Genomic DNA, 15,334 nt, shown 5'->3' with positions numbered 1-15,334 from the left:
TATTTTTGAATTATCCACAATCAGTTATTTAAAAGTTTTCAATATAATGATAGATTTTAAAGCGTTACCTCTATTTTTTTCGTTGACAATCCCTTTTTTTTATAAATCAATTTGCATATTGTCCTTTTTTTATTCTTCTCAGGGTGTCCGCCAAAAATGAATTTTTGATTTTTTTTAAAATATATTTACATCAAGTGCTAATTGGTGTTTAACGGATATATTTTCGCAAAAATTCATTATATCTTCTTTTTGATTGTTTTTATTGTATTTTAAGTTGTATAATCTTTTTATGTTATATGCTAATGCATCTAAGTAGATTCTTTCTTCTGTTTTTGTTTTTCCTATTACAACTTCTTGTTCTATATGATAAAATTCTTTGAATGTTCCGAATGGTCCTTCAACACATGGTCTTTTACTATATTCTTCTTGATATTCTTCTTTTTCCATTTTAAAGTACATTTCTATTTGTAATCTATTACCGTTTTCTGTGATGGTTCTGTGTGTTTGTTTTTGTGATATGCAGTCTTTTTGATATTTACAGTTTTTGCATGCTGTGTAATTGTTGTATAATCGTTTTATTTTTGCTGGTTTTTCTGGATCTTTGTCTGGTATTGTGTATTGATTGTAAAATGTTAAATATTGTCCTGCTGGACATTTAAATACATCTTTTTCTCCGATATATTCGAAATGATCTTTATGAAATGGGTTTTTGTTTAATTTTCCTATTATTTCTTTGGATTGTTTTCTTGTTGGTATTAGTCCATCAATATTCTTATTTTTAAAGTAAGATAAGCTTGTGGGATTTAAATAGATGGTATCTGCACTCATATGTTCTGGTATTCTTTTTATATTTTTTATTGCTTTATCGGCTATTGCTGGTAGTTGGTAATGGTCTGTTGGACTTTGTGTGACATTTATTGCACAAATTAATTTTGTATCATAATCAACTGCTGATTGTATATTATATGCTATTAAGAAGTTTCCTTTTTTTCCTTTCATTTTACGTGCTTGTTTATCGTTCATTGGTATTTTATCTTGTCCAGTGAGTGTGAATTCTGTTTCTATGTCGTATAATATTTCTAATTTTTCTTCATTATTTAGATTTGGATTTTCATATAATTTTTTAGCAGGTTTATGAAGGTTTTCCAGTTTATCTTCATCAATTTGAACTCCTTTGTAGTATTGAAGTAATAGTTGGGTTTCTTTTTTTGAGATTGTATTATGGTTGGAATTACATGCTTTTTTCACAGTTCCATCGATAGCAACGTGATTAAATTCTGTATATTTTTCTTCTGATGCTTTTTTCAGTGTCATTTGTAGAAATAACTCATAATATTCTCCGTATTCATCCCGATATCTTTGTATTGTTCGTTCTGAAGGAGTAATTCCATCACAAACAAACTTAAATATATCATGGTACTTTGCCATCTCTTCAATAATTCTAGCACTATCCATATGTTCTAATTTAGCCCAAATAAGTAATTTAATCATTGAACAAAGGTTATAAGAGGGTCTACCTTTATTATTTTCATTTATTTTAATGTCTAATTTTTCATAAGCATCTTCAATAAAATCAACAACAAAACGAGAAATATGATCACTTGGAACGTTGTAATCATTAGTTCTAATAATTAGTTTAGTTTGTTTCTTATCCATATTTTTCATAACCATAAATAAACAATCCATTTAATTCAATTTATAATAATAATTATGTATAATCTACTATATAAACTTTACTAATTAATTAATGATTATTAACAAAAATAAGAATAAAAATAATCTCCATATGAAAAATGATTAAAAGTATATCTTTACATATAGATATAACTTTTAAAAATAATGTAATTCTAAAAATAATTGAATTTAAAAAATTTGAAGTTGTACCATTTCCAGTGTAAAATTAATTTTGGCGAACTCCCCTCATTAAATCATATTTTCCATGTTAAGTGGTTTCCCCTTGCATTTTTTTATCTGTTTTTTAGAATATTCATTCCAAGATGTCTTAATTGTTTATATTTATTAAATGGTCATTGTTTTTACTTTAGCATATTTTTTTTAATACTTTGATTATGATGATTATTTTTTAGTAGACAAATTATTATTTGGATATGGTTTTATAATAATAGTTTTAATATTTAAATCCAATTAAATGGTTATATGCTTTTTAATATTTGTTGTTTTTAGTTATTGTTTGTTTAAATAATGTAATCTTTATATATAATGATGAATATATGTTTATTTGTTAAGTGATTATTGTATTTTGGTTCGAATTGTTGTTGAAGGATTATTTGTTTATATTTTTCAATATTGTATTGATAATTTTTTGTTTTTTTTTGTTGATATATGTTGATGTTTAAACAATACGTTCAATATTATATGTAAGCAAATAATAATGTAACACTTTATTTTAAATATTCAAACTATTTGAAATAGGATACTCGATTTTAGAATTACTTAACTAATGACTAAAAATAAAATTATAAATTATCAAGGAGGAATATGTTTTTATGCGAAAAGTAATAATGGTAATGATATTATTTGTGTTATTATCATTATCTGTTGTTTCTGCAAACGATTGTTTTATGGGAAACGATTCAATTAGTTATACAGATGTTGACGTGTCTGCTATTAACTCTAATTCTTTGCATGATGAGTTTGATTTTTACTCATTTAGTCAGGATGATGATTTTGTGGATGATTTTATTGATGATGTTCCCGATTCCGATGCAGTATTCAATGATTCATTTAACTTGGATACCGTTCAAGATGATGACTTGGAAGAGTCAAGTATCAACATCAATCCAGTTAATCTCAATGGAGGAATTGATGCAGGCATTCAAAGCAATCCCGATTCATCTGATAACATTAAATATGTGACTGTTTTAAATTATGAACAATTGCTTGATGCTTTTGATGATTTGGATACTAATCATGATAGTGCTGTCATAACACTTAGCGGATCTAGTATATACACTGTCACACAGCCTATTGTGTTTGGCACAGATCAAAGTATTACTAATGTGACAATCAATGCTATGGGTCATGCAATAACCGGCGAAGATACCGAACATTTTTTAACAATAAAATATGGATATACCTTGACTTTGAATAACATCACCATACAGAATATGAACAGTGCATCCAATGGTGGAGCTATTGACAATAATGGAACTTTAAATATTTATGATTCTGTAATCGTCAATAATACTGCATATGCTGGTGGTGCTATTTTTAATGAGGGTTATTTATATATTAAAAATTCTCAGGTAATGTATAATTATGCTGATTTTGGTGGTGCTATTAGAAATAGTGGTAGGGCTATTTTGTTTAAAAGTTCTTTTCATCATAATGAAGCACTCACAGGTAATGGTGGAGTGATTCATTCTAAGGGTATTCTAGAGTCGTATAATAATTCTATTCGTTATAATAGTGCCAGTAGCAATGGTGCATTTGCATACAATCAAAAGTACAACTTAACTATTGTCAATGACACCATTTACAATAATATTGCTGATAATGGTGGAGTTATATTTAATAATGCAACAGTATCCACTATTAATGCTAGTATCTATGATAATATTGCCAGAATAAACGGTGGTACTGTTTACAATTATGAAGATGCCACTCTAACCATTAAAAACACCAATTTACATAACAATACAGCCAATAATGGTGGTGCAGTGTATAATAAAGGAAACTTATCTTTAATCAAGAACTCAATCAAAAATAATCAAGCCAACAACTTTGGTGGTGTTGTATACTCTAATTGCTTTAGTAATTTAACCGACAATTCCATTAAATATAACAGTGCAGCCAACGGGTCTGTAATTTATAATAATGAAGGAAACATTACCTTAAACAATAATACAATCTATAATAATACCGCCACAAATATTGCATCTGTGATTAACAATTACGGTACAATAACCTCCTATAACAATTCATATTATAACAATACCGCTATTGGTGCAGGAATACATGTTAATTATGGATTATTAAACATAACTGATGATATTTATATGGATAACTTCGCCGATAATGCCGGAGTTTTATTCAACAACAACATCACATATATCAATGGCAGTGTCTTTGAAAATAATAGTGGTAGTATTCTTGCCGGGGTATTATATAACGATAAAACACTGACAATAGACTATTCCACATTCACGGGCAATAATGTTGATTTTATTATTGATTCACAGACAAATATCATCAATCATATTATTTATGGTGGTTATGGTGGAGTACTATACAATACTGATTCAACAATAATTTCAAATTCCAATTTCACGGATAACCAGGCTAAGATTACCGTGGTCAATCAGACAGTATCAGATGAAAATATTAAATTAACCGGAATTGGTGGAGTAATCTACAATGAAGGAATAACAAATACCCTTAACAGTACTTACAGTTCCAATTATGCACAGTTAATGGCAGCAGTAGTATATAACAGTGGACTATTCAATGCTACAAATAATTCTTTTGAAGATAATTCTGCTAGCCTTCAGGCAGGTGTCATAATGAATGTGAATAAAACCATATTTACTAATAATTATATAAGAAACAATACTGCAAATGATTTGGGCGGATTTATCTATAATGATGCAGAGATGACTTTAACGGGCAATACTATTTATGAAAATCTAGCCGGGCAGGCAGCAGGTATATATGCAACGGATGGAAGTTCAAATATAACAAACAATACCTTTAATAACAGTTATTCTCCTGTAAGTGGCTCTGCAATACAAGTAACCGGTACAGATAATGTTACCCTTACAGGTAATGTTTTTACTTGCAATAATGCTGAGGTTGGTGGAGCAGTTTATATTAATAATTCACGAACCATATTGGAAAACAATACATTTACAGGTAATGGATTGAATAATCCCGTTCGTTTAATACAGACATTAACCGGTAACTACACAACCAGTAATATGACTCAACTGGGTGCTTGTATTTATATAAACGGCAGTGTAGTGGAAATAAACAATGATACTTACACCAATAACACGGCATCTGTTCATGCATCCTGTATCTACTCCAAAGATTCATTAATACTAATCAACAATACAGTATTTGAGGATAATAATGCAAATACTGGAGTAGGAGGTGCAGTATACTCTGATGAGAGTACACTCTTTATATATAATTCACAGTTAAGTAATAATAGTGCATTAGTAGGTGGTGCTATCACACAGGCAGGCTCTAATGATTTGACAATTAGAAACACAATATTAACCGATAATAGTGCCGACAAATGTGGAGGAGCTGTATATGTGATTAATTCACCCGTCGTACTTGTGAACAATACCATAACAGGCAATACGGCAGATAACGCTTCCTCGCTATGTGTTTTGTCAAGTCCAATTGGCAGTATAAAAGACAACCTCTTTGATAACAGCCAATGTGACACTTCATCTGTTTACCTATTTGAAAGTAATTTGTTGGTAGAATCCAATACTTTCATCGGTGATAACATTGATTTGAATGATATGGGCTTGTATTCTATTGAATCCAATTACTGGGGCAGTAATCAGCCGGATTTCAACACCAGAACAGGTAATAATATACCTAACAGTATAACAACGGTTAATTCTACAGATGAGTATAATATTTATCTGACAGTACCGGGTACTGTTAAAAATAACCGAACGATAGCTGTTAATATAAGTATTCAAAATCAGTATAATGAAAATGTAACTGAAGGTTCTGTTAGATTAGAAATAAACGACACATTGGAAAGTGTTATTGCCTGTACTGATGGATTTTTTGCATATAATCTTACAATAACTGAAGGTAGTGTTGGTTCAATAGTAATTAAAGCCACTTATATTGACAGTAATGATGTTGAAACAGATTTGAATATATTTAAAACTGTTAAGATCATATCACCAGAGGAGATTTACATTGTTTCTATACCTCAAAGAGCCATACCTAACGAAAAGATACAGTTTGTCGTGAAAATACTGAAAGAGGACAATACATTCATAAGTAACCGTAAAGTACGTGCATATATCAACAATACATATATTGGTACTTTTAAAGTAAGTAATGAAAAATACCTGTTAAATTATAATGTTCCATCCAGTTATCATGGATTATACAATATTAAATTAAGTTGCAGGGATACAAATCTTAAGGAATTAACCAGTAAAAACATCACATTCTTTGTTGAATCCAACACTACCCATGTAGTTGATGTGGATGACTTGAACATAGATTATAACTTGGAGAATATTACACTACCCACTAGTTATGATATAAGAGATGATGGTGTGATGGTTGATTTTGAAAATCAGGGAGACAGTGGCAACTGTTGGGCGTTTTCCGTACTTGACTGCCTTGAATATTCACTCAATAAACAAAGTAACATTACATGTGATTTTTCAGAAAATAACATGAAAAACCTCCTTTCAACAAATGCTATCTTCAAATCCGACAGGACACCTAACACGGGATGTGATATAGTCAGCAGTGTGGGATATCTTGTAAGCAGACTTGGCCCGGTATATGAATACAATGATCATTACTGGATGTACAGTCAATTATCCGTAAATCAAAACAGTGATTATAATGTAAATGATGTGCTATTTATTTCCAACAGACAAAACACAAGTGACAACATGGAACTTAAAAAAGCCATATATCAATATGGTGCTGTAGTATCCACCCTTCACATAAATGAAGAAACAACTGAGATTAGTGACATCCATGATGATGAGTTCCATCTTCCGAATCATGCAGTCGCAGTAATCGGATGGGATGACAATTACAGCAGGTATAACTTTGAAAACATTCCCGTGGGTGATGGAGCATTCATTGTAACAGACAGCATATTTAATGATACGTATCACGTTTCATATTATGATTACAACTTTGCAGGACTATACACCACAAACAACAACACAATGGATGGTTTATTTATTAACAACATAGCATTTCCAATAAATACAGCTAAATGTTATGATAATGTTATTCAAAATGGAATACTCCCATATGACGGATACGCAACACTGGATTCACAGGACTTATGGATAAACAACACTTACAATATGACCGGAGAGGGATATTTAACCGCCGTGGGAATATACAACCTCAACAAATCCAATTACACTATAAACATCTACCGTAACAATCACCTCGAATACACACAAAACAATACAATTAATTCAATTGGTTATATTACCATAGCGTTGAATAAATGCATAATGCTAGAAAAGAATGATACCTTGAATGTGGTAGTTAAGGTCACATCTCTTGAGGAGAATGTGACTGGTTACATGATAGAAAAAGCCTATAAAACGTACAATACAAGCAGGAATGCTTCACTTGTAAGCAGTGATGGAATAAACTGGATAAACCTCCATGATTATCCGCAATTTACAGATAACCACATCCACCTTGCATCACTAAAACTATACACCAACAACACAATACACGGCAACTACCAGATTAACATAACACCAACCACACATGTCTACAATAAAACAGACACATATAATATAATAATAACAGACAATACCGGTAACCCGGTAATGCAAACACAGTTTAACATGACACTGGACAACACACAATACACCGTGAGTACTGATAACAGTGGATTAATGCTAGTTAATGCGGGTGTGTTGGAAGTAGGACAGCACAATCTTGAGATAATAAACAATGATTTGGAGATAAATTACACTACCCCTATAACAGTAATTGATGATAATCTTTCAGAGATTAATGATACTATTATTGTACACTTGCTTAATGATACATTTGTTCGTGGCATGAACAATAAAATTCATGTGCTTGTGTATCATGATGATGGAATTGGGGTTAATATGGGTAAAGTTGTTATAAAGGTTAATGGTAAAACATTGAAAGACGATAATGGTCATGTTATCTATGCCAGTGTAGTTCACGGTGAAGTAATAGTAAATTATACATTTAATTCCTCATATACTCTCGGCGAGCATCCCCTACAGGTTGTCTATACTTCCAGTATGGCAAGAGTAGAAGAGGACTATAATATCTCCTTTATCAGGAAAGACATAAAAATAGACATATGTGAAGTATATGCTTTTTATAATAAAAGTTTATACCTTAATGCCAGTGTCAAATCCATTGATGATATCAATGTTGATGGAGAACAAGTAGCAATTAAGATTAATGGAATAACCACAGCAACACATACAGTAACAAATGGTACTGTTATTCTAAATCAAAGTATTCCATATACTTGGAGTCCTGGAGAATATAACCTGGAATTAGTGATAGGGCAAACAAGCTGGTATAATAGCATACGATATAAAACAGTATTCACAATATATAATGATTCTATGGATTATTATAGTAATTTGACTTATGACTATTATTATCCTTTATATGGTGAATATGAATATACAGATGATAATGTTGTGAACATTAATGTCATTAATAGTAATCTTATGGGCAATATTAAAACGATTGAACTTAATTTATCAGCACCGGAGGACTATACTGTATATTACTCAACTAATGGACAACCACCAACAACGGCAAACGGTAGTTTCACAAATAGCTCTGTTGTAACTTTAAGATTACATCCAACAAATACTACTCAAAATAATAGTTATACAACAACAATATACCTAAAATCATACATTCTAAAGTATTTTTACATACACAACAATATAGTAAGTGATACATATTACTATCAAGCAAATGGAATTATAATCATTACGGATTATATTTCATCTCACGATTATTTCTTTTGTATGGGTCATGATACAGATAACAGAACCCCAGAAATATACACAACACTAAACAAAAACTTTGATTCCACATATAATTTGTTAATAATGGCCAACAAGACAGGAACAATACAATACCAAGTAGACAACAACACACCACAAACATACATGCCAAAAACAATACTAACACTAAACGAAAACAGTACAGTACATATAACATTAACAACAACAAGTGGAGAAACAGTATCCAAAAGTATAAGGATAGTTGACATCAACAAACCATTGATTATTGTAAAGCCAATAACTACTTATACAGATGGCTATCAGAATGTGTCATTTGTTTGTGATGATGAAGATGCTGTGATATATTATACAAGGGATGGATCAGATCCATTGAATACGACAAATCTAAGACAAGCCAATAGCACTAGCATACTGACATTAAATAACCTAACACAACTAAAATACTATGTGATAAACCAATACAATCAATCATCACCAGTTTATACTTATAGAACACCACGAAATGAGGTTAGCCCGGTAAATATTACAATACAGAAAGAAAACAACAACTATAACACGTATAAAATAATGCTTCAAAGAAACAACAATCACACAATCTACTATACAATAGACGGTACGATAGCAACCACCAACAGCCACAAATACAATCATACTAAAATAATACTACACAACAAAACAGTACTCAACATACTCCTGGTAGACCAGAACAACCACAAACACTACTACAACTACACAACAGACAATGAACTGACAGAGTATGCTCCAATAAACTACACAATAGAACTGGCAAACTACCACAACATAACACTACCACAGGTAACACGATACAACAACACACTGGACGAATACATAATAGAAGAAGGAGTTAACGGAACAGTAATGCTACCGTTTATACGTATAGTAAATATTGTCCTAGCAAATCAGACGTACAACTTCGTAAACGGAGAAATAGAAGAGACATGCAATATGCAACTAAATGACTACCTCATATCATTTGATGGGCAATTGCAGACAACAAACCACGCAAATCCACAGAAAAAAGATGGAATACTCATCTACACAGAAAACCAGACAACAATCATAGAATACCATGACAAAACACGAGAAAACATCAACCAATTCACGGTAGAATACACGACAAGATACAACCACAACAACAATCAGATATTACTGGTCGACTGCATAGACTTCAACAAAAACAACAACTACACTGCAATGATAGAGACTAACACACTGCCATTAGAAAGCATAACCGATACCTTTAGTGACCTGGCAGTAAGATACCAGCTGGCAAGACAATACCAGTACACAGGAGACATAACAACAAGCACCTACAATCAGATAACAAACAACAACATACCAACGATTAAATATACCACAAACAACAAAACTATATTTATAACTAACGGTGATGCAGTATTCGATAACTTCATAGACAGTCCCAATACCATAAAAACTAGCGTGACAATAAACGATAAAAACACAAACAGGACATTTGCACTATCACACAAAGACTACGAAGACATACTACGACAAAACCTTCCACACAATCAACTTGTAGAAGAACTACAAAACATGACATACCAGTACACAGGAGCAATAGAAACATACACAATAACAAACAAAATCACAACAATCGAGGATATTGAAGAAGCACTAAACACAAACTATACCCCTAACATACAGAACACCTACCTCGCATCATTATTCGTAACATATTTCTTTGACTCAATAGCTAATGAATGTGAAGACTGTTATACTGTCACATACAATCGTACCAGTACTATAACTACAGCATGCTATGTGAATGCTTCAAAGATAATCATTCACTCATTCAATCCGGAAATGGGAATGCAAATACAAGGAGACTCAACAAACAAATTGCTATACAAGTTTACAACTACATCCATGCTAAACGTAATAGAAGCAGATGTGATAAACATACTACGAAACAAAACAGGACCAGACAAAACCAAATCAACACTAGAGGAAATAACAGAAAGCATAAACAATGACCAAATATTAACCGGAAGAATAAACGAGTACTACTTCATAATAGATCCAATAAAAAACATTTCAATATATTTAAACATTAACACGGGACAACTAACAGACAACAGCAAAATAGAAGACACATTACTACATTCAAGCCAAAGAGAATGCTCAGCATGTGAATTCGTGAATGAAATTAACCAAGAAATGTATGAAATGTGGGGTGAAGAAACACAAACTCCTCTTTTAAATAATATTTATGGGGAGTTATACCAACCAGGATATAATCATCAGTTATTTAGTTGTTTTTATGATAAAAACATTGATGAATACAATGCATTAAAATCAATGAATGACATGGCAGATAAATATAAATTAGATAAATTTACTTTGGCATTTCCATATAAATTGCTGCCTTTCGTTTTAATTTATGAAAGTATAACAACTGTTACCAATCATTGGATAAAAATTGATAATCAACAAAAAATGAAGGATGAAGAAGTTACAAGCAACAATATGGAATATTACGCCATTACTGATGGCTATTTAACTTTAAGTATGAATAGATATGATGAGTACCACAATATTACATATAATAATCCTCAAGAATTACATGATAATCACAAAGTAATCGTAATTAAAATTGGTCGTAGGGGAAATTTAGATTATTCAGATATGTATGTGGTTGATGCTAATAGAAGAAGGAACTTGACTGAAGATGAATTTGATTATTATAATGGAAGATATGATTCTGTTTTAGATTATTATATGGGAGGTTTCATGAGATGAATAATACTTTAGGAATTTCATATAAAGTAATTTTTTTAGGATGTTTATATGCTTTGACTATTAGAGTAATAGATTTATCCTATAATTATACAAATGCAAAGGAGTTATTTGATATATTACCAAGTTTCTTTGTTAAAATTTGGGGAGTATTTATTTTACAAGGAAGATATATCCCTTTCCTCCTTACAATTTTTTTATTTTTTATTTTAGTTGAACATTTTTATTACAGGATTCCTTTTGATTTAAAATATAATCTACTGATTCCTAGTATAATTTCCATAGTATTTTCAGGTTTATTTATAATGGGTCTGGGAAATTATTATAATAAATTATATACTAGGTTTTTAATTCAATTTATCATTGGATTATTATTAGGAAGCATGCATTTTTATTTAATAATAACTCGTTGGAATATCGTTAATGACTACTATTTCAATACACCTTTATGGAATATGAGTTTGTTAATATTTATTTATGCAATATATACTATTTACGATGTTTATGCTTGTGCTTTAGCCAAATATAAGGGAAACAATTACCCCTTATTTTTAGGTGTTAGAATTGATAATTGATACATAGGTTAGGAAAGAACTCGACAACTACAACACACATAAGATAGTGCTGCAGACAAACAACAATCATACAATCTACTACACTATAGACAGAACAATACCAACCATGGATAGCTATAAATATACTGATGATGAAATCATACTGCACAACAACACAGTACTCAACCTGTTGTTAATTGATCAGAACAATTACAAGCACTACTACAACTACACCACACTTAATGACCTAACGGAGTATGTGCCGATAAACTACACTATACGACTGGCAAACTACCATAACATAACACTACCTCAGGTAACAGGATACAACAATACACTTGATGAATACATAATAACAGAAGGAGAAAATGGTACAGTAATGCTACCGTTTGTACGTACAGTAAACATCATCATAGCTAACCAAACCTATAACTTCGTTAACGGTCAGATAGAGGGAATATACAACATACAATCAAACGATTACCACTTAACATTTGACGGACAAGTAACAGTTACAAACCATAGCAATCCACCCAAAAAGGATGGAATACTAATATACACCGAAAACAATACCACAATACTGGAATACCACGACAAAACACAGCTAGACATTAATCAATTCACTGTAGAATATGATACAAGATACAACTACAATACAAACACCGTATTACTTGTTGACTGCAAGACTTCAACCTAAACAACAACTACAAAGCACTAGTAGAAACAAACACCCTACCACTAGAGACTATAACAGATACCCTTAGTGACATAGCAGTCAGATACCAACCATCAAGACAATACCAGTACACAGAAGACATAACAACAAGTACCTACAATCAAATAACCACTAACAATATACCAACAATCAAATATACCCGAAACAACAAAGATATATTTACAGTTGACGGTGAACCGGTATTCGATAACTTCATATACAATCCCAACATAATAAAGACAAGCGTCACAATCAACGACAAAAACACCAACCGATCATTTGCACTCTCACACAAAGACTACGAAGACATACTAAGCATACAACAAACACACAACCAAACACTAGAACAACTACAAAACATGACATATCAGTATACCGGTGCAATAGAAAGTTATGCCATAGTAAAGCAAATAATTAATTATGATAAATGGGTTGACCGTTTTAATGATTATCAGGAATTTGAGGGCGATTTATTGTCTTATACAACGTTTTTAATTTCACTTAAAACAATCGAGTTTTATGATGAATATTCCGATAGTAAAAAAGAAGATTATGGTGTTATTTGGAATAGAACATCGTTTATTACTATGAAATGTTTTATTAATGCTTCTAAGATAATAATTAATTCATACAATCCAGACATGGGAGTGGTCGTTAGTGGACGAGTAATCAATAAAGTATGTTTCCGTTTAGAAACCAGTAGCAAATTGAGTATTATTGAGTCTGAATTGATAAATATCATACGTAACAGAACTGGAAATCGAAGAGTTAATTCAACCATTTCTATTATTGCAAATAAAATACAAAGTTATAATGTAAGTTATGTTTCTTTAGATAATTTAATAATAGTTTATGATGAGGAAGATCAAATGGCTTTAAGTATTGACTTGGAAACAGGTCTTATAACAGATTATGTTTTCGATGAATACAATGAGTATGGACATGAATCCTATGAAGAATGTCCAAATTGCATGTTCATGACAAATACATATCTAATGCAGGGCACACTAAATGTAAATACAAACAATTATAATTATTCTGATGATCATTCACTTGAAAGCCTTGTATCTTCAGGAAAATTAATATATAATATTAATGAGTTACGTATTATGGGTTTCGAAATGCTTAAAAAATTACCTTTTATTCTAACAGTTTGTGATTCAATTTTAGAGACTTTTTATGATTTGCATTACCAATCACTTGTTAAGCAATTAAATGGTGAAGAGAGTTGGACTTATAAAGATGCAGGTTATTGTAATATTTATGATAAATTGGAAGATGTTGAATATTCTCTTTTGGAACATACTGTTCCATTTGTGTCTGAGTCCTCATATCAATTATTTGAAAAAGGATATATTGAAGATTGGAAAATATCAACTCCTATAATTTACTTAACTTACCAATTATATGGTTATTTAAAGAAAAATTATCCATTTTATATCAAAATAAATCCAGTTGTTCCATCGTTGATGGATGGTTATTATCATTATGATTTACCTCCAACTGAAGAAGAAATTAAAAGTAATCAGCATAGTTATGTTGCTATAAGATTTAATAAGAATATATTTCATCCTAGTGCCTTTGGTAATTATGATAGAAATAGTGCATTTATTGTAAATCAGACATCAGGAGAAGTTACTAAATTATCTCCGGAAGAATCATATACTTATTTCGAAGGGGATTCTTTGTTCAGTCAAATTAGTAATATGATTATGGGGTGAAAGATATGAAGTTTTCTGATTTATTTGAATTATCAATTGTATATGTAATAATATTAGGTTATACATCTTACAATTTATTTGGTTTATTTATCCAATTAATCTTTGGATTATCTTATAATGTATTAATTTCTAAAGAAATTACTTTTTATTACTATTCTTTTTTTGGTATTTTATTATGGATGGTGATAATACTTTACATTATAAATCTCAGAACCCCTCGTAATGATTCAAGAGCTGGTGATTATTTTAAATATAAAATCGTTAATTTCTTCATAAGAAAAAATATTAAAAATGTTTATATTGCATTAAAAGATAAAAAAATATTGTATGGAGTTTTATTAAGTGTATTTGGTGGTTTTTTAGGATTATTTTCATTAGGAAATTTATATCTTAAATTATATAAGCGTTTCATGATTCAGGTTATTCTTGGTTTACTATTAACTATTTTAAACTTGATAACAATATCTGCTTATCCTTTAACATTAAACATATCTGACATAGTATTTTATTTCTGGAATTATCCTTTCTTTGCTATAACACCAGTAATATATTATGTTTTTACTGTTAATGATACTTATGAATGTGCATTATCATTAAAAAATAATGATAAACTTCCTCTATTGTCAAAAATAGATGTACTGTTTGTTTTTATTTGTCTATTCATGTTATTATTAATCACATTGGATAATCTTCATTTATCTGTCATGACTGATTTGGTTTTCTATGGTAAAATACTATGGTATTTTCTTGTGATAAGTCTACTTTTTTACATTTTAATATCAAAGTAAAATATTGTCCTAGCAAATCAGACATACAACTTCA

General features: G+C 30.5%; 5 protein-coding genes and 1 pseudogene. 5 read left to right on the top strand and 1 reads right to left on the bottom strand.

Features of this window, described 5'->3' with window-relative positions; all coding sequences use genetic code 11:
- Positions 1–174 precede the first annotated feature (174 nt).
- Positions 175–1,671, bottom strand: a complete 1,497-nt coding sequence (locus AW729_RS09665; RefSeq protein WP_112124920.1) for a transposase — start codon at positions 1,669–1,671, stop codon at positions 175–177.
- Positions 1,672–2,507: 836 nt separating this feature from the next.
- Between AW729_RS09665 and AW729_RS09660 the strand changes: the two genes are divergently transcribed.
- The 5 genes and pseudogenes from AW729_RS09660 (at position 2,508) to AW729_RS09640 (ending at position 15,300) form a co-directional block, all read left to right on the top strand.
- Positions 2,508–11,525, top strand: coding sequence for a right-handed parallel beta-helix repeat-containing protein (locus AW729_RS09660; protein ID WP_112124919.1), 9,018 nt, complete (start codon positions 2,508–2,510; stop codon positions 11,523–11,525).
- On the top strand, positions 11,522–12,097 hold the full coding sequence (locus AW729_RS09655) for a hypothetical protein (RefSeq protein WP_112124918.1): 576 nt from the start codon (positions 11,522–11,524) through the stop codon (positions 12,095–12,097). Before AW729_RS09660 ends, AW729_RS09655 begins: the two co-directional genes overlap by 4 nt.
- A 40-nt stretch (positions 12,098–12,137) precedes the next feature.
- Positions 12,138–12,773 (top strand): annotated as a pseudogene (locus AW729_RS09650) (chitobiase/beta-hexosaminidase C-terminal domain-containing protein); the annotation flags it as partial.
- A gap of 377 nt (positions 12,774–13,150) precedes the next feature.
- Entirely contained in the window at positions 13,151–14,512 is a 1,362-nt protein-coding gene (locus AW729_RS09645; protein WP_112124916.1) for a hypothetical protein, read from the top strand.
- A 5-nt stretch (positions 14,513–14,517) separates the two neighbouring features.
- Positions 14,518–15,300 (top strand): hypothetical protein, encoded by a 783-nt coding sequence (locus AW729_RS09640; protein ID WP_112124915.1) that lies wholly within the window; start codon positions 14,518–14,520, stop codon positions 15,298–15,300.
- Positions 15,301–15,334: the final 34 nt, after the last annotated feature.

This window comes from Methanosphaera sp. BMS (assembly GCF_003268005.1).
Lineage (GTDB): Archaea > Methanobacteriota > Methanobacteria > Methanobacteriales > Methanobacteriaceae > Methanosphaera.
Note: the sequence above shows the minus strand (reverse complement) of the source record. Positions and strands in the feature narration are given on the sequence as shown.

Coding starts and splice junctions, on each gene's coding strand:
- AW729_RS09665 (WP_112124920.1), bottom strand. CDS start 1,671: ATGGTTATGAAAAATATGGATAAGAAACAAACTAAACTAATTATTAGA.
- AW729_RS09645 (WP_112124916.1), top strand. CDS start 13,151: ATGACATATCAGTATACCGGTGCAATAGAAAGTTATGCCATAGTAAAG.
- AW729_RS09640 (WP_112124915.1), top strand. CDS start 14,518: ATGAAGTTTTCTGATTTATTTGAATTATCAATTGTATATGTAATAATA.
- AW729_RS09660 (WP_112124919.1), top strand. CDS start 2,508: ATGCGAAAAGTAATAATGGTAATGATATTATTTGTGTTATTATCATTA.
- AW729_RS09655 (WP_112124918.1), top strand. CDS start 11,522: ATGAATAATACTTTAGGAATTTCATATAAAGTAATTTTTTTAGGATGT.